Annotated in this window: 15 protein-coding genes and 1 riboswitch; of the genes, 3 read left to right on the top strand and 12 right to left on the bottom strand. The window is 69.2% G+C overall.

All coding sequences use genetic code 11. The features are described 5' to 3' along the window. Positions 1 to 37: 37 nt before the first annotated feature. Entirely contained in the window at positions 38 to 1591 is a 1554-nt protein-coding gene (locus AC3EUV_RS21395) for a glutamate-cysteine ligase family protein (protein ID WP_435603612.1), read from the bottom strand. 564 nt (positions 1592 to 2155) lie between these two features. On the opposite strand from AC3EUV_RS21395, the gene AC3EUV_RS21390 reads away from it, so the two are divergent. Next, positions 2156 to 2743 (top strand): hypothetical protein, encoded by a 588-nt coding sequence (locus tag AC3EUV_RS21390; RefSeq protein ID WP_432145734.1) that lies wholly within the window; start codon positions 2156 to 2158, stop codon positions 2741 to 2743. Positions 2744 to 3086: 343 nt separating this feature from the next. Beyond that, positions 3087 to 3281 (top strand): DUF5999 family protein, encoded by a 195-nt coding sequence (locus AC3EUV_RS21385; protein ID WP_042152060.1) that lies wholly within the window; start codon positions 3087 to 3089, stop codon positions 3279 to 3281. Between the two features lie 69 nt (positions 3282 to 3350). Here AC3EUV_RS21385 and gcvP read toward each other — a convergent pair whose 3' ends face one another. Then, positions 3351 to 6236 carry an aminomethyl-transferring glycine dehydrogenase gene (gene gcvP / locus AC3EUV_RS21380; RefSeq protein WP_435603611.1) on the bottom strand — a complete coding sequence of 962 codons (2886 nt, stop codon included), beginning with the start codon at positions 6234 to 6236 and terminating at the stop codon, positions 3351 to 3353. 186 nt (positions 6237 to 6422) lie between these two features. Beyond that, positions 6423 to 6519: riboswitch (glycine riboswitch) on the bottom strand. A 114-nt stretch (positions 6520 to 6633) separates the two neighbouring features. Between gcvP and AC3EUV_RS21375 the strand changes: the two genes are divergently transcribed. Continuing rightward, positions 6634 to 7017 (top strand): PRC-barrel domain-containing protein, encoded by a 384-nt coding sequence (locus AC3EUV_RS21375; RefSeq protein ID WP_026170300.1) that lies wholly within the window; start codon positions 6634 to 6636, stop codon positions 7015 to 7017. Here AC3EUV_RS21375 and AC3EUV_RS21370 read toward each other — a convergent pair. From AC3EUV_RS21370 to clsA, 10 genes are all read right to left on the bottom strand, one after another. Then, a complete protein-coding gene (locus tag AC3EUV_RS21370) occupies positions 6927 to 8381 on the bottom strand; it encodes a DNA polymerase IV (protein ID WP_435603610.1) in 1455 nt (484 codons plus the stop codon). The two genes, AC3EUV_RS21375 and AC3EUV_RS21370, sit on opposite strands and share 91 nt — an antisense overlap. A 66-nt stretch (positions 8382 to 8447) precedes the next feature. Next, positions 8448 to 9053, bottom strand: coding sequence for a MerR family transcriptional regulator (locus AC3EUV_RS21365; RefSeq protein ID WP_432145731.1), 606 nt, complete (start codon positions 9051 to 9053; stop codon positions 8448 to 8450). Between the two features lie 188 nt (positions 9054 to 9241). Then, on the bottom strand, positions 9242 to 9715 hold the full coding sequence (locus tag AC3EUV_RS21360; RefSeq protein WP_006606439.1) for a bifunctional nuclease family protein: 474 nt from the start codon (positions 9713 to 9715) through the stop codon (positions 9242 to 9244). A gap of 56 nt (positions 9716 to 9771) precedes the next feature. Beyond that, on the bottom strand, positions 9772 to 10518 hold the full coding sequence (gene ftsR, locus AC3EUV_RS21355) for a transcriptional regulator FtsR (protein ID WP_435603609.1): 747 nt from the start codon (positions 10516 to 10518) through the stop codon (positions 9772 to 9774). 17 nt (positions 10519 to 10535) lie between these two features. Beyond that, positions 10536 to 11384, bottom strand: coding sequence for an FHA domain-containing protein (locus AC3EUV_RS21350; protein ID WP_327227783.1), 849 nt, complete (start codon positions 11382 to 11384; stop codon positions 10536 to 10538). A 118-nt stretch (positions 11385 to 11502) separates the two neighbouring features. Continuing rightward, positions 11503 to 12519 carry a DUF881 domain-containing protein gene (locus AC3EUV_RS21345; protein WP_435603608.1) on the bottom strand — a complete coding sequence of 339 codons (1017 nt, stop codon included), beginning with the start codon at positions 12517 to 12519 and terminating at the stop codon, positions 11503 to 11505. Between the two features lie 5 nt (positions 12520 to 12524). Continuing rightward, on the bottom strand, positions 12525 to 12857 hold the full coding sequence (locus AC3EUV_RS21340; protein ID WP_003984969.1) for a small basic family protein: 333 nt from the start codon (positions 12855 to 12857) through the stop codon (positions 12525 to 12527). After that, a complete protein-coding gene (locus AC3EUV_RS21335; RefSeq protein WP_435603644.1) occupies positions 12854 to 13786 on the bottom strand; it encodes a DUF881 domain-containing protein in 933 nt (310 codons plus the stop codon). The genes AC3EUV_RS21340 and AC3EUV_RS21335 overlap by 4 nt, the downstream gene beginning before the upstream one ends. A 75-nt stretch (positions 13787 to 13861) precedes the next feature. Next, on the bottom strand, positions 13862 to 16357 hold the full coding sequence (locus AC3EUV_RS21330; protein ID WP_432145727.1) for a sugar phosphate nucleotidyltransferase: 2496 nt from the start codon (positions 16355 to 16357) through the stop codon (positions 13862 to 13864). Between the two features lie 121 nt (positions 16358 to 16478). Next, positions 16479 to 17087: a cardiolipin synthase ClsA gene (gene clsA, locus AC3EUV_RS21325; RefSeq protein WP_432145726.1), complete on the bottom strand. Its 609-nt coding sequence runs from the start codon at positions 17085 to 17087 to the stop codon at positions 16479 to 16481. Positions 17088 to 17180: the final 93 nt, after the last annotated feature.

Genomic DNA, 17180 nt, shown 5'->3' with positions numbered 1-17180 from the left:
TCACGGCCCCAGCCGGGCCAGACTTTGACGGCAGGCCCTACGCCCCTTCCGTCGCCGCCTGCCGTGCTCCCGGTACGGCCGTACGCGCGGCGACCGGCCAGGCGACCGGCCAGGTGTGCACCGGCGTCCCGGTGTGCATCAGCTCGCTGTAGCGCCGGGTCATCGCGGCGAGCGCGGCGTCCCGGTCCAGGCCCTGGCGCCGAGCGTGGTGGAAGGCCGCGGCCTGCCAGGACGCCCCGTTCACCCGGCGCCGGCAGCGCTCGTCGATGATGCCGAGATAGTGGTCCCGGTCGGCCGGTTCCACCCCCCAGGCGTCCAGCCCACGGGCCGCCAGCGGCAGCAGCTCCTTGCGTATGAGCCGTACGGCCGGGATTTCGGCGGTACCGCCCGCCCGCCCGGGACGCGGCCACTCCAGGGCGGCCTCGATGCCGTACCGGCAGGCGGTGTCGAAGTTGCGGGCCGCGGCGGCGAACGGGAGCCGCGACCACACGGGGCGCGGCTCCTCGGCCAGGGCCCGCACCAGGCCGTAGTAGAAGGCGGTGTTGGCGATGACGTCCGTGATGGTGGGGCCGGCCGGCAGCACCCGGTTCTCGACCCTGAGGTGGGCGACGCCGTCCGCGACCGCGTAGACGGGGCGGTTCCAGCGGTAGACCGTGCCGTTGTGCAGGACCAGTTCGGCCAGGTCGGGCACCCCGCCCTCATCGAGGATCCGCAGCGGCTCCTGGGCCCCGCACACCGGCAGCAGCGGCGGGAAGTACCGCACATTCTCCTCGAACAGGTCGTAGGCGGAGTCGATCCAGCGCTCGCCGAACCAGGTGCGGGGGCGCACCCCTTGGGCTTGCAGCTCGGGCGAGCGGGTATCGGTGGCCTGCTGGAAGACCGGCGGCCGGGACTCCCGCCACAGTTCACGCCCGAACAGGAACGGCGAGTTGGCGCCGACCGCCACCTGTACCGCGGCGATGGCCTGTGCCGCGTTCCAGACAGCGGCGAAGCGGCCCGGTGTCACCTGGAGATGCAGCTGGACCGACGTACAGGCGGCTTCCGGGGCGATCGAGGGCGAGCGGGAGACCAAATGCTCGACGCCGCGGATGTCCAGGGCGAAGTCCTCGCCGCGGGCGGCGCGCATCTGGTCGTTGAGCAGGACGTAGCGGTCGTTCTCGGAGAGGCTGGCGGCCGTGAGGTCGGTGGCGTGCAGCGTCGGCAGAATACCGATCATCACGATCCTGGCGGCGACCTCCCGAGCCTTCCTTTCGGCATAGCCGAGTCCCGTACGGAGTTCCTCGGCAAGCTGGTCCAGCACACGGCCGCTCAGGCGGTGCGGCAGGATGTTGACCTCAAGGTTGCACTGGGCGAGTTCGGTCTGGAAATCACCGCTGGCGATGCGCTCCAGTACTTGAGAGTTCATCATGCGGGGCAGCCCGTCGGCGCCGGCAAGATTGAGTTCGATCTCCAGGCCCATGAGATTCCTGGGCCGGTCGAACCTCTTCTCCACCAGGAGCCTGTGCAATCCCTCAAGGCAGTCGTGCAGCTTTCTTCGATAACGCTCCCGGTCCGCCAGGTCGATCCCGTCCGCGGCGACCTTCTCCCCCATCGAAGGGTCCCTCCTCGAGTGAACAGCCCGCGGCCACGGGCCGCTTGGGGCCGTCCCCGACACCGCCGGGGCTCGCGCTACGGTCGATGATGCCCCGGCAATCTGATCAATAACGCGGCGGGGGCATGCCGGTGCCGATAGGCTCGAAGTGATGCAGCGTCCGGCACTGCCCATAGGCATATCCGCGAGGCACTCGCCCAAGGCATTTCACTCGCGAGAAACAACGACGAGTTCCGGCCTACCACGCCGGCAAGGCAATACAAGGTGGCATCCATAAAACGCCGCACAAAGCGGTGAAAAGCCCCTCGCGCAGCGGTCCGGATTTCACCTTGCCGGAAATCCACAAGGCCGGTAGCCGAAACACTTTCAGAACATACGTCGTATAAACTCCGCTTACGAGGCAGAGACTTGGCGCCCAGCGTCTCGGTGATCTCACCGACACCGGGCTCAGCGGCTGCCCCCGCCCGGCCGCCGCCCCGGCCGGCCACGCTCTGACCCTGCCGCAAACAACGTCGTTTGCACCCGCCACGCTGCACCGTGTCTCCAAGTGAGAGGCGACCCACCATGCCGCTGCACCTCCCCCCTGCCCCCGCGCCCGCCCTGCGCAGCGTTCTCGCCGCTCTCGGCTCACCCACCGCGGTCGGCGAGGCCCCGGTCCCCGCGCTGCGCGCCCATCAGGGTCCGCTCAGCCCCGACCACCCGCTGCCCGTCCACGTCTGGGACGACGTCAGCAGGGCCGGCGGCGCCCCGCACACCCGACTGGCCGGATGGCGCTTCCTGGTCCGCGGCGGGGAGCGGGCCGTGGCGACCGCCGAGGCGGTGCACACCGCGGACGGCTGGACCTTCGGGCGCTTCTGCGGCGGCCCCTACGTCTCCGCGACCGAGCAGGCACTGGCCCAGGCCGAGTCACTCGCCACGCCCTACCAGCCGCGACTGCTGTCCGTCCCCGAGCTGTACATGCTCACGCTGTGGCTGCATCACGACCTCACCTCCGACGGCGCCCAGGGGCTGCCCGCGCCCGGCGACCTTCTGGTCCCCCTGGCGCCCGCCCCGCCGGGTATCGCCGCCCACCGTCCGCAGCGCATCGCCGATCTGCTCCCCCGGCTCACCCTGCGGCTCACGCCCGCCCCGCTCCTCGCCGAACCCGCCTGATCCACCGGCGCCGGCACGGATTCCCGTGCCGCTCCCGGCGCCCGCCGCCCCGCCCGAGCGTGCCCCGCGACCCCGTCCGGTCACGGGGCGCTCTGCCGTGCTCACCCAGGCGGCCTAGTCCGCGGATACCACTCCCAACCCTCTTGGGGAGGAGTGCAATTGGGAGCAACCGCCCGCATGGGTGACGCGTCCCTACCGAGTGAGTACCGCTGCTGCGAAATCCCTGCGGAATCCCGTCCGTGGGGCAACACTGGGACCGACCGACAGAAACGGGGGAGCGGCCATGAACACCTCATCGAGCCGCACGACGACGTTCACTTCACCGCAGCGAAAGACAACTTCCATGTGTCAGCACCAACCGCCCTGCCCGTCCGCAGACTCCACCGACCGGGAGGCCGCACACCTTGTGGCGCACCATCCGGAGCAAGGCTGGAGCCTGCTCTGCAACGGCGTCCTGCTCTTCGAGGACACCGGTGAGCTGCTCCCCGACGGGCAGGTCATCGCGCCGCACCGCGCCCGGGTCATCGCCGCTGCCTGACCCGCCGCGCGCGCCACGTACCACAGGGCCCCCGGCAGATCTGCCGAGGGCCCTTGATGCTGCCGTGACTCAGTTGTCGTACTCCTCCAGCGGCGGGCAGGAGCAGACCAGGTTACGGTCGCCGAAGGCACCGTCGATGCGGCGCACCGGCGGCCAGTACTTCTCCGCGACGGCGACACCGGCCGGGAAGACGGCCTCCTCACGGGAGTACGGGTGCGCCCAGTCGCCGCCGAGCGCGCCCGCGGTGTGCGGGGCGTTGCGCAGCGGGTTGTCGTCCTTGTCCCACTCCCCCGAGCCGACCTTCTCGATCTCCGCGCGGATGGCGATCATCGCGTCGCAGAACCGGTCCAGCTCGGCGAGGTCCTCGCTCTCGGTCGGCTCGATCATCAGCGTGCCGGCCACGGGGAACGACATCGTCGGCGCGTGGAAGCCGTAGTCGATCAGCCGCTTGGCCACATCGTCGATGCTCACGCCGGTCGCCTTGGTCAGCGGCCGGACGTCGATGATGCACTCGTGCGCCACCAGGCCGCCGGGGCCGGTGTAGAGCACCGGGTAGTGCGGCTCCAGCCGCTTGGCGATGTAGTTGGCGCTGAGGACCGCCACCTGGGTGGCGCGCTTGAGGCCGTCGCCGCCCATCAGCCGGACGTACGCCCAGGAGATCGGCAGGATGCCCGCCGAGCCCCAGGGAGCCGCGGAGATCGGCCCGACGCCCGTCTCAGGGCCCGCAGTGGGCTGAAGCGGGTGGTTGGGCAGATACGGCGCCAGGTGGGCGCGTACGCCGACCGGGCCGACACCGGGGCCACCGCCGCCGTGCGGGATGCAGAAGGTCTTGTGCAGGTTCAGATGCGAGACATCGCCGCCGAACTTGCCGGGCTCGGCGAGCCCGACCAGCGCATTGAGGTTGGCGCCGTCCACGTAGACCTGACCGCCGGCCTCGTGCACCGTGGCGCAGATCTGGGTGATGTGCTCCTCGAACACGCCGTGCGTGGAGGGGTAGGTCACCATCAGGACCGCGAGCTCGTCCCGGTGCTTCTCGATCTTGGCGTGCAGATCGTCGGTGTCGACCTCGCCGTCCTCACCGGTCTTGACGACGACGACCTTCATTCCGGCCATCACGGCGCTGGCGGCGTTGGTGCCGTGCGCCGAGGACGGGATCAGGCAGACCGTGCGCTGCTCGTCACCGTTGGCGCGGTGGTAGGCGCGGACGGCCAGCAGACCGGCCAGCTCGCCCTGTGATCCGGCGTTCGGCTGGATGGAGACCTTGTCGTAGCCGGTGACCGTGGCCAGCCGCTCCTCCAGCTCCTGGATCAGCGTGAGGTAGCCCTGGGCCTGGTCGGCCGGCGCGAACGGGTGCAGCTGACCGAAGGCGGGCCAGGTGACCGGCTCCATTTCGGTGGTGGCGTTCAGCTTCATCGTGCAGGAGCCGAGCGGGATCATGCCGCGGTCCAGCGCGTAGTCCTTGTCGGCGAGGGTGCGCAGGTAGCGCAGCATCGCGGTCTCGGAGCGGTACTCGTGGAAGACCGGGTGGGCGAGGTAGTCGTCGGTGCGCAGTAGCCCCTGCGGCAGCACGTCGGCAACGGCCGCGTCCAGCTGCTCGACGTCGCCGGACACCCCGAAGGCGCCCCAGACGCCGGCCAGCTGCGCCCGCCCGGTGGTCTCGTCACAGGCGATGCCGACCAGGTCCGCGTCGACCTGCCAGAGGTTGACACCGGCCTCGCGGGCGGCGGCGACGACCTCGGCGGCCCGGCCGGGCACCCGTGCTGTCAGCGTGTCGAAGTACGTGCCGTGCGCGATCTCCACCCCGCCGGCCCGCAGGCCCTCCGCGAGGACCGCGGCGTAGCGGTGGGTGCGCCGGGCGATGGTCCGCAGGCCCTCGGGGCCGTGGTAGACCGCGTACATCCCGGCCATGACGGCGAGCAGCACCTGCGCGGTGCAGATGTTGCTGGTGGCCTTCTCCCGGCGGATGTGCTGCTCACGGGTCTGAAGCGCCAGCCGGTAGGCCTTGTTGCCGTCGGCGTCGACGGAGACGCCCACCAGACGGCCGGGCAGGCTGCGGGCGAACTGGTCACGGACGGCCATGAAGCCGGCGTGCGGTCCGCCGAAGCCCATCGGGACACCGAAGCGCTGGGTGGTGCCGACCGCGATGTCCGCACCGAGCTCACCGGGCGAGATGAGCAGCGTCAGGGCGAGCAGATCGGCGGCGACGGTGACGATCGCGCCCAGCTCGTGCGCCTGCTCGATGACGGCGCGGGGGTCCCGCACCGCTCCGGAGGCACCTGGGTACTGAAGCAGCACACCGAAGACGCCGCGCTCGGCGATCTCGGCCGGAATGCCGTCGGACAGATCCGCGACGACGACCTCGACGCCGGTGGGCTCCGCGCGGGTCTCGATCACGGCGATGGTCTGCGGCAGACAGTCGGCGTCGACCAGGAAGACGCCCTGCTTGACCTTGCCGACCCGGCGGGAGAGCGCCATCGCCTCGGCGGCGGCGGTGCCCTCGTCCAGCAGCGAAGCACCGGAGGTGGGCAGTCCGGTCAGGTCGGCGACCATCGTCTGGAAGTTCAGCAGCGCCTCCAGGCGGCCCTGCGAGATCTCCGGCTGGTAGGGCGTGTACGCCGTGTACCAGGCCGGGTTCTCCATGACGTTGCGCAGGATCACCGGCGGGGTGAACGTGCCGTAGTAGCCGAGGCCGATCATGGACGCCAGGACCTCGTTGCGGTCCGCCAGGCCCTTCAGCTCCTGGAGCACCTCGGCCTCGGTACGGGCCTGCGGCAGGCCGAGGGCCTCGGCGCTCTTGATCACATCGGGTACGGCGGTGGCGGTGAGCTCGTCCAGCGACCCGAAGCCGATGTGCGCGAGCATCTTCGCCTGCGCCGCGTGGTCGGGACCGATGTGCCGGCGCTCGAAGGGGGTGCCGCGTTCCAGCTCGGTCAAGGAGATGCGATTGGTGGTCATCTGCGGGGGCCTCCTGGTCGGTACGACCTACGAGGGGCACCACGCACGGGTGCCCGGACGGCCTCCCCCTCTGTCATTCAACCTGAGAGCTTCACCGGCCCGCGGGTGGCGGCCCGGCTTTCACCGTCGGTGAGGAGGGGTCCCGGCGCTATGCCTTCCGCGGCCCGCCCTGCTTTCCAGAGTGACCTCGTCCATGCGGTACGTGTGCCTGAGAGATTCCGGGGAGGATTTGCTCCTTCGGCGCCCTGGTCGCGAACGACAAGGACTCTCCCGCACGGGGTCTGCGGCCAATCGCCAGCCTACCAGCGTGGCTCTCGAAGGCTCCTTCGAGTGGCCAGGGCATGAAATGTGCCGTTTGGTAGTTGTCACAGGGCAGTTGCGACCAATTGGAGGGGCCGTGCAAACCGATATCGATCCCCGAAGCCTGATCGGCCGCAAAGCGTTCGACCGTAACGGCGCGAAAATAGGGACCATCGACGAGGTCTACCTCGACGATGCGACGGGGGAACCGGAGTGGGCGGCCGTGCGCACCGGACTCTTCAGCCGGGATGCGTTCGTCCCCCTGGAGCCCAGCAAAATGGTCGGTGAGGGCCTGCACATTCCTTACGACCGCAAGCTGATCAAGGACGCGCCGGACTTCGGCGTGGGCCGCCATCTATCCCCTGAGCAGGAACTTCAGCTCTATCACCACTACCGCCTGGATATTTCTTCCCCGACCGACCCGGTGTCCCCCGGCTCCGGCGACAAGAACTTCGGCAAGATCGCCGGCTCGGACGACTGACCACCGGCCGGCGCCCCGCCCACCAGCGGCAGGGGCTCCCCCGGCCGCAGCGCCGGGTCCTCGACAGCAAAGGTCCGCACCCTCCCCGGTGCGGACCATGGCGTTTCGAAGCGCACGGTCACTCTCCCCACCCCGCTGCCCTGCACCCAGCCCGCGCCGTACTCGTCGTGGACCACGTCCAGCCCCGGATGCCAGCGCCGCGGCCGCTCCTCCTCGGCCTCCAGCGGCTCCCGCTCCCCGGCGGCCCGCTCCACCGCCGCCGCGGTCGCCGCCTCCGCCGCCTCCCGCTCCGTGGCCAGCTGGGCGAACAGATCCTCCTGTGTGAAGTCCGCCAGCCCGCTGACACCCACACCCAGCAGCCGCACCCCGCCGGTGGTGTCCACCGTCTCCAGCAGGCGCACAGCGGCTTCCCGTATCACCGCCGGGTCGTCGGTGGGCCCCCGGAGCGTCTCGGAACGGGTCAGCGTCGAGAAGTCGTAGTTCCGCACCTTGATGACCACCGTGCGCCCGGAGCGCCCGGCCGCTCGCAGCCGCTGTACGCAGCGGTCCGCCAGCCGCAGCACCTCGTTCCGCACCCGCGTCCGGTCGGTCAGATCGACCTCGAAGGTGTCCTCGACGGAGATGGATTTCGCGTCCCGCTCGGCCACCACGGGCCGGTCGTCCTGCCCCAGCGCCATCGCATACAGCCCCGCGCCGTGTGCCTTGCCCAGCAGCCGCACCAGCTCGGCCTCACCGGCCTCCGCGGTCTCCGCGACGGTGTGGATCCCGGCCCGCCGCAGCGTCTCGGCCGTCGCGGGGCCCACCCCGGGCAGCGTCCGCACCGTCATCGGGCCCAGCAGCTCCCGCTCGGTACCCGGCTCGATCACCACCAGCCCGTTCGGCTTGGCCGCCTCGGACGCAATCTTCGCGAGCAACTTGGCCCCGGCCAGCCCCACTGAGCCCGTCAGACCCGTCGCCGACCGGATGTCCCGCCGCAGCTGCTCCCCCACAGCACGGACGGCCGCCGTCTCGGCCGGCACCCCGCCCGCCTCCAGGTCGACGAACGCCTCGTCCAGGCTCAGCGGCTCCACCAGCGGCGACAACGCATGCAGCAGCTCCATCACCACATCACTCACTTGGCGGTAGAGCGTGAAGCGAGGACTGAGATAGGCGGCATTGGGACACAGCCGACGCGCCTGCGCCGTCGGCATCGCCGAACGGACCCCGAAGATCCGGGCTTCGTACGACGCCGTGGCGACCACACCGCGCGGCCCGATCCCGCCGACGACCACGGGCTTGCCGCGCAGGCTCGGCTTGGCCGCCTGCTCGGCGGCCGCGAAGAACGCATCCATGTCCAGATGCAGGATCGTCGGGGCGGGTCTCACATCTCCGATGCTGCCCCATGCCACTGACAATCGGCCCGATGCCGGGCCGCGCGCTCCGCCGGGGCCTCAGCCCGCCCGGTTGCGCCGCCGCGCCAGCTCGTCGTGCGGGTTCTTCCCGACCAGCGTCTCGCCGGTGTCCACCCGCTCCCCGTGGAGCTGTGACAGCGCGCCCTCCACGTCCCGCCACACCACGCCCACGGCGATCCCGAAGACGCCCTGGCCGCCCTGGAGCAGGTCCACGACCTGGTCGGGCGAGGTGCACTCGTAGACCGTCGCGCCATCGCTCATCAGCGTCATCCGCGTCAGATCCGCCAGCCCGCGCGAGCGCAGATGCTGGACGGCGGTGCGGATGTTCTGGAGCGACACCCCGGTGTCCAGCAGCCGCTTGACGATCTTCAGGACCACGACGTCCCGGAAGCTGTAGAGCCGCTGGGTGCCGGAGCCATAGGCCGGCCGGATGCTCGGCTCCACCAGGCCCGTACGCGCCCAGTAGTCGAGCTGCCGGTAAGTGATGCCCGCTGCCGCACAGGCGGTCGGGCCGCGATAGCCGATGTTCTGCGCCTCGCAGTCCCCCGACACCGCCGCGGCCGGTGCCGGGGCAGGGTTCGCTGCTGCGCCCGCGTGGAGCGGCAACGCCCCTTCCGCCGCCATACCGTCGCCGGTGATTGCCACGCCGCCCTCCGTCCTCCACGTCCCGGACGGGACCTGCCACATCGACGGTATGCAGTCACTCGGGGTGCGTCAACGATCGCCGCGCTCGCCACGCCGAGTGATAATCACCCTACGAGTGGTTTCTCGTGACCCCGCAGGGGGAAGGGCTGACTGTTTGACCGGAAACAGGCAGTTCGCCTGGCCGGATATTACTGGCTGTTGGTCCCGAAGTCCTCGGGCGAGATCTGGTCGAGGAACTCGCGGAACTTCTCCACCTCGTCCTCCTGCTCGTCCGGGATGGCGATCCCCGCGTCGTCCAGCACACCGTCGGTACCGAAGATCGGCGTTCCGGTGCGCAAGGCCAGCGCTATGGCGTCCGACGGGCGCGCACTGACCTCGACCCCGCTCGCGAAGACAAGTTCGGCATAGAAAACCCCCTCGCGCAGATCCGTGATGCGGACCTGCGTCAGCTCCTGGCCCACCGCTTCGAGCACGTCCTTGAACAGGTCATGCGTCAGCGGCCTGGCAGGGACCATGCCCTGCTGGGCGAAGGCGATGGCGGTGGCCTCCCCTGGCCCGATCCAAATGGGCAAGTATCGGTCGCCTCCCACCTCCCGCAGGAGCACGATCGGTTGGCTGGAAGGCATTTCCACCCGGACACCCACGACGTCGAGCTCGTTCACACAGCAACCCTAGGACGTGCCCGGCAGGTTTGGGTAGTCGGGCACTCGTTTGCTCGCTACAGCCGGACCCGCAGAGCGCTCTGCACCAGGGCCGCATGCAGCCGTACGGACAGCGTTGCCAGCTCCCTGGCGGTGGCTTCGGCATGCGCCCTGGTCTGCGGGTTACGGTGCCGCCGAAGGGGTGCAACGACCTGCTCGACCAGGCCCGCCTCGCGCTCGGCCGCCGCCTTCACCGCGCGCAGATGCCGCGGCTCCAGACCGAAACGGCCCAGGTCCGCGACAAGTTTGGCCACCGTGACGGCCTCGATGTCGTATCCGCCGTCGTCATGGGGGACGATGAGTCCGTACGACTCCCAGTCGGCGAGCGCCGCCTCGTCCACCTCCGCGGCGGCCAGCAGCTCGGCCCGGCCGATCCGGGCAGCCGTGGGACGCTCCGTACCCGGGTCGGGCACGCCCTCGACCAGATCCCGGGAGGGCGCCGCCGGGGCCGGCAGCGGTACCTGCTCACCGCGCTCCAGGGCATCCAGATGCTCCCGGATGACCTTCAGCGGCAGATAGTGGTCCCGCTGCATCCGCAGGACGGCGGCCAGCCGCTGGACGTCCGCCTGCGTGAATTTCCGGTATCCGGAAGGCGTGCGCTTCGGCTCTACCAGTCCCTCGGCCTCCAGGAAGCGAATCTTGGAGATGGTGACCTCGGGAAACTCCTCGTGCAGCAGGGTGAGCACCGTACCGATGCTCACCGGCTTACCGTCCGAGGAGGCGGCACCGGCAGAACCGGCGCCGCCTTTCGGTGTATCGCGCATATGCCTTCCCCGGCCGGTCAGATACCGGCGCCTCGCTGGCTCGCGTAGAAGACCAGGCGGAACTTGCCGATCTGGACCTCGTCGCCGGTGGCGAGGGCAACGGAGTCGATCCGCTCACGGTTGACGTAGGTGCCGTTCAGGCTGCCCACGTCGGCGACCGTGAAGAGACCGTCCGGGCCGCGACGGAATTCCACATGACGGCGCGAGACCGTCACATCGTCGAGGAAGATGTCGCCCTGCGGATGCCGGCCTGCGGTGGTCAGCTCGCTGTCCAGCAGGAAGCGGCTGCCCGCATTCGGTCCCCGGCGGACAACCAGCAGCGCCGACCCCAACGGGAGAGCATCCACGGCCGCCTGGGCCTCGGGGGACAATGACGGCGCCAGATTCTGGCCCGTGGTCTCCGAGTCGTAGGCCTCCAGCCCCGAAATGGAGATGGTCGACGTCGTCTCCGACGCCCGCTCGGGCTGGGCCCCCGCACGCAGCGGCGCACCACAGTTGGAGCAGAACCGGCTCGCCTCGGCGTTCTGGTTCCCACACCTCGTACAAACCGGCAAGGCCGACCCTCCACCCGTGTGTGCGGCTGATGGTTCCTGGGAACCTATGCGGCCGGCACCGGAGGGGTCAACAGAACCCGCGCCGTACCCCCCGGACGGACCGCTGACCTCATCACGGAAGAGCGGACGGTCCTCGGCCGCACCGCTCTCGTCGGGCTGGCGCGGAGCGCGGTGTCGCGCGGAGCCGCTGCCGCCCTCCTGGCGTGCGCTCTTGCCGAACAGCTTTCCAAACAACTTCACGGGCGATTCCCCTTGAACGAAATAGACCCGCCCGTGGGGCAGGACGAACCCTCGATGCACACACCGACCCATCCGGACATCCTGTGAACGTCCGTGGCCTTCAGACAGTTTCCACCACACACCACACGCACGGTGCGTCGACCCCCCGCTACCTCATGCCCTTCCCGGGCACTCGACATACGTGCACGCCTCACTGAGATGACAACCGAGCGTAGTCAGGCCGCTTCGCCTGACGCAAGGCGTCCACAATGATCTTCCTCTCACGGGTCACAGACACCTTGGCCTGCTCCTTTTCCAGCGTCTGCACCACTCCGCCGGGGATGTTCAGCGCCGGCTCCAAGTCCTCCGGCTTGCCGATGACCTTGAAGCGGAACGGCTGCATGACGCGCTTGCCATCGATCTGCACGCCACCCCGGACGTCCGAGAGATAGCTGTCCGCGACGACCCGGACATCGTTGACCTGGATGGCCTCCGCGCCGGCCGCCCGCAGCTCCTGGATGGTGTCCAGCAGCTTGTCCGCCTCGACGGAGTGCGTCGGGTCGTCGATGGTCAGGTTGATGCCGGGCCCTTGCGCCGCGACGGTCCCGGCCAGCACGCCCAGCTGCTGTTCCTTCTCCACGGTCTGCTTACGGGCCTCCTCGGCCTGGTCCGAGCTGTTCGCCAGCTCGGTCTTCTGCCCTTCCAGGCGCCGCTGTTCGTCCGTCAATCGCTGGGAGCGATTGTCCAGCTCGTCCAGAATGCGCACCAAGTCCTCCTGGCGCGCACCTCGCAGCGCACTGCTGTCACTTGTGGAACGTACCTGAATCGCCAGGCCGAGACCGAGGATGAACAGGAGCAGCGCAACGATCAGTTGAGCCCGGGTCAGCCGCGGCGGCCACAGGCTTGCCACCAGCCGCTCCCGACCGGTCTTCGGGCGTTCCGCGCTCCCGCCGTCCTCGGCAACGACGTCCGGAGTCGAGGAGTCTGCCCCTTTGCCCTGCTTCTGTCCAGCACTGTCCGGTTCTTGAGCTTCGGCTTCGTCACCGGACTCCGCCGGCTCGGGAGTCTTCCGGCTCTCGGGCGGCATCGGCCGACGGCCGGCCGTCCCGCGGTCCTGGTCCGGCTCCGACCGCTCCGCCTTCTCCACGGGCTCAGGCTTCTGCTCCGGGCCCGGCTTCTTTTCCCGCTCCGGGGTCTTCTCCGGCTCCGGCGTCTCGTCCGCGGTCATCCGCCTCACGCCCTGAAGACGTGCCGGCGGATCGCGGCCGCGTTGGAGAAGATCCGGATACCGAGCACCACGACGACGCCGGTGGAAAGTTGGGCACCCACGCCCAACTTGTCGCCGAGGAAGACGATCAGGGCGGCGACGACGACGTTCGACAGGAAGGAGACCACGAAGACCTTGTCGTCGAAGATGCCGTCCAGCATGGCGCGCAGACCGCCGAACACGGCATCCAGCGCCGCGACGACAGCGATCGGCAAGTAGGGCTCGACCACCGTCGGCACCACGGGTCGGACGACAAGCCCGACCACGACTCCCACGATGAGGCCCAATACGGCGATCACGATGTGCCCTTCCCTGTGTCGGCACCGTCCGCCTCGGCGGCACCGGCCTGCGGCTTTGCGGTACGTACGATCAAGCTGGGCGCGGGCGGCAGCGTGATCTCGTTCTCAGCGGAAATCCTCGTGCGCACGCCGTAGTTCTCCTGAAGCACATGCAGGTACTGACCGTCGGCGCTGTCCTGGAACGCGGTGCTCAGCCGCTGCCCGTCCCCCACCGCCAGCACCGTATAAGGCGGCGCCAGTGGCTTGTTGTCGACCAGTATGGCGTCTCCCGCGGCTCTGATCGCCGAGAGTGACGTAAGCCGCTGCCCATTGACGGAGATGGCCTCCGCACCGGACGCCCACAGGCCGTTGACCACGCGTTGCATATCTCTGTCGCGTACCCGCCCGGTGTCCGAAAAACCACTGCTCTCACGCGGACCGCCGCCGCTGGACGCCGCGCCCTTCGCATCGTCCACGACGAGCTTCACGCCGGGTCCGGCGACCTGCGTCGAGCCGGACAGCAGGGCCAGCAGCTCGGCCTTGTCGCCGCCGTGCTTCTTCAGCGCCTCGCGCTGCATTCTGCTGACATCGTCCCGGAGCGCGTCGACCCGCTTCTGCTGCCGGTCCGCCTCGCCGGTGCCCTTCTGGATGCGGTTGATCAGTTCCTCGCGCTCCTTGGCGAGCGTCGGTGCTGATATCCGCGCCTGCGCCGCCCCTACGGTCACCACGAGCGCGGCCAGCACCAAACCGGCCGCGAGGCCCATCTTCGCCCGCAGGGTCCGCGGCAGTCCCCGCACCCCGGTCTCGGACTTCCGTGCGGCGGCCTCGGCGTATCCGTCGTCGAGACTGTGATCCATCACGTTGGTCAGCAGCGACATGGACGCATCGGGGCGCGCGGCCGGCGTGTTCGGGTTGCTCCGATCGGGGCGCTGCTGCGACATGCCGCACATCGTCGCACGTCGGCCGCGCGGTCTCCCAATGGCCCCACCGGCGTGCCGATTCACGGCCCGCCGGTGGGACTCCGGTCAGCGTCCTGCGCTGTCCACTACGGCGGACCACTCGTCGAGCAGCTGCTGAGCGGAGGTGTCATCGGGCCCTTCCGCCCACAGGTGCGTAACCGCCTCCGCGGGGTCCGGCAGCACCAGAACCCAGCGGCCATCGGCCTCCACTACCCGTACGCCGTCGGTGGTGTCCACGTCCCGGTCGCCGGCGGCCTCGACCACATGCCGCATGACCAGGCCCTTGACCGCCCACGGAGTAGCCAGGTCGCGGCGCTGGACATGCGCCCGCGGGATCCGTGCGTCGATCTGGCTGAGCGTGAGCTGGGTGCGGGCGACCAGGCCGATCAGCCGGACGAACGCGGCCGCGCCGTCGAAGACGCTGCTGAACTCCGGAATGATGAAGCCGCCCATGCCGTCCCCGCCGAAGACCGTGCCGTCGGCGCGGCCCACCCGGGTCATGTCGTCGGGTGAGGTGGTCGTCCATTCCACCTGCGTCCCGTGATACGCGGCCACCTGCTCGGCGATGCGGGTGGTGGTCACCGGCAGCGCCACCCGGCCGGAACGCCGCTCGGCCGCGACCAGATCCAGCATGACCAGCAGCGCGCGGTCGTCCTCGATGATCCGGCCGCGCTCGTCCACGAGGGAGAGCCGCTCGCCGACGGGGTCGAAGCGCACGCCGAAGGCAGCGCGCGCCGAGGCCACGATCTCGCCGAGCCGGACGAGCCCGGCACGCCGGGCGTCGGCGGTCTCGGTCGGCCGGGACTCGTGCAGCCCGGGGTTGATGGTCAGGGAGTCGACGCCGAGCCGTCCGAGAAGACTGGGCAGGACCAGACCCGCGCTGCCGTTGGAGGCGTCCACGACGACCTTCAGCCCGGACTCGCCGATGCCCGTGGTGTCCACGGCCCGCAGCAGGGATCCGGTGTAGGAGTCGAAGACGCTGGCCGGGAAGATCAAGTCACCGATCTCGCCGGGGAAGGCGCGACGGTACTCCTGGCGGGCGAAGACCCGGTCGAGCTTGCGCTGCTTGGCCTGTGAGAGGTCGGCGCCCCGCTCGTCGAAGAACATGATGTCCACGGAGTCCGGCACCCCGGGCGTCGTACGGATCATGATTCCGCCGGCGCTGCCCCGCGCGGTCTGCTGGCGGGCGACGGGCAGCGGGACGTTCTCCAGGTCCCGTACGTCGATGGCACTGGTCTGAAGCGCGGAGATCACGGCGCGTTTGAGCGCCCGGGCACCACGGGAGTGGTCGCGCGCGGTGGTGACCGTGGAGCCCTTCTTGAGGGTGGTGGCGTACGCACCCGCGAGCCGCACCGCGAGTTCCGGGGTGATCTCGACATTGAGGATCCCGGACACCCCGCGGGCACCGAACAGATGCGCCTGGCCGCGGGACTCCCAGATCACCGAGGTATTGACGAACGCGCCGGCCTCGATGGTCTTGAACGGATAGACCCGCACATTCCCCTGGACGATCGATTCTTCACCGATCAGGCATTCATCACCGATGACGGCGCCGTCCTCGATCCGGGAGGCCCGCATGATGTCGGTGTTCTTGCCGATCACGCAGCCGCGCAGATTGCTCTGCTGGCCGATGTAGACGTTGTCGTGCACGACGGCCCGGTGCAGGAACGCACCGCTTTTGACGACGACATTGGAGCCAACGACGGTGTGCTCCCGCAGCTCCACCCCGGCTTCGATCTTGGCGTAGTCGCCGATGTACAGCGGGCCGCGCAGCACCGCGTCGGGGTGAACCTCGGCGCCCTCCGCGACCCATACTCCCGGCGAGATCTCGAATCCGTCGATTTCCACATCGACCTTGCCTTCGAGCACATCGGCCTGGGCCTTCACATAGCTCTCGTGCGTCCCGACGTCTTCCCAGTAGCCCTCGGCGATATAGCCGTAGATCGGCTTGCCTTCCTTCATGAGCTGCGGAAAGACATCCCCCGACCAGTCGACCGGCACATCGGGCTCGAAATAGTCGAAGACCTCCGGCTCCATGACGTAGATGCCGGTGTTGACGGTGTCCGAGAAGACCTGACCCCAGGTGGGCTTTTCCAGGAAGCGCTCGACCTTGCCGGCCTCGTCGACGATGGTGATGCCGAACTCCAGCGGATTGGGGACCCGCGTCAGGCAGACGGTGACAAGGGCGCCCTTTTCCTTGTGGAACCTGATCAGATCCGTGAGATCGAAGTCGGTGAGGGCATCACCGGAGATGACGAGGAAGGCATCGTCCTTGAGGGCCTCCTCGGCGTTCTTCACGCTGCCCGCGGTGCCCAGCGGCTTTTCCTCATTGGCGTAGGTGAGCTCCATTCCGAGCTCTTCTCCGTCGCCGAAATAGTTCTTGACGAGGGAGGCAAGGAATTGCACGGTCACGACGGTCTCGTTGAGACCATGCCGCTTCAGCAGCCTGAGCACATGCTCCATGATCGGCCTATTGACGACCGGAAGCAGAGGCTTGGGCATGCTGGACGTCATGGGGCGAAGGCGTGTTCCTTCGCCACCGGCCATCACAACGGCCTTCATGTCGGAAGCGTCCTCCTCTAAGAGACGACGGTCTTGCCGACTTCACTTGTCCAGCTCGCCCACTGTTCCTGTTATCGCGTACGGGCGCCGGGCCTTGGCACCAGCTGCCGGTCCGGAAAGCTCAGTCGGCCGTGGTGTCCGCTTTGATGAGCCGGCGGACCTGGACCACGTAGAGGACTCCTGCCCACCAGTAGAGCGCCGTACCCCATCCTGCGAACGCCCATCCGAAGACGGCAGCAAGTGTGTGAAGCCAGCCGCTTCCGCTGCTCAGGAGGAGCAACGGGAAGGCGTACATCAAGTTGAACGTAGCCGCTTTCCCCAGGAAGTTCACCTGGGGCGGCCCGTAACCGTGGCGTCCGAGGAATCCGACCGCGATCAGCAGCATCACTTCCCGTGCCAGCAGCGCCGCGGTCAGCCAGACCGGCAGGATCTCGCGCCAGGTCAGACCGACGAGGGTGGAGAGGATGTAGAGGCGGTCGGCGGCCGGGTCGAGGATCCGGCCCAGGCTGCTGATCTGGTTCCAGCGCCGGGCGAGCTTGCCGTCCAGATAGTCACTCACACCGCTCAGCGCGAGGACCAGCAGCGCCCAGCCATCGGCCTCCGGGCCGCCGAATACCGGCCACAGGATCAGCCACAGGAACAACGGCACGCCGAGGAGGCGAGCCATGCTCAGGATATTCGGGATGGTGAGGACGCGATCCGTCTGAACCCGCGTCTCCTGGACCTCCACGCGGAAGCCTCCTGGGGGAAATGTACCAACGATGCCCCCTGACCTTACCTGCCCCGCCGGCGACGCCGTGCCGCGGGTCCCAAGATCACCCAG

It is taken from the genome of Streptomyces sp. bgisy130, assembly GCF_057708345.1.
The sequence above is the reverse complement of the archived record's forward strand: the minus strand, read 5'-3'. Positions and strand labels throughout refer to the sequence as shown.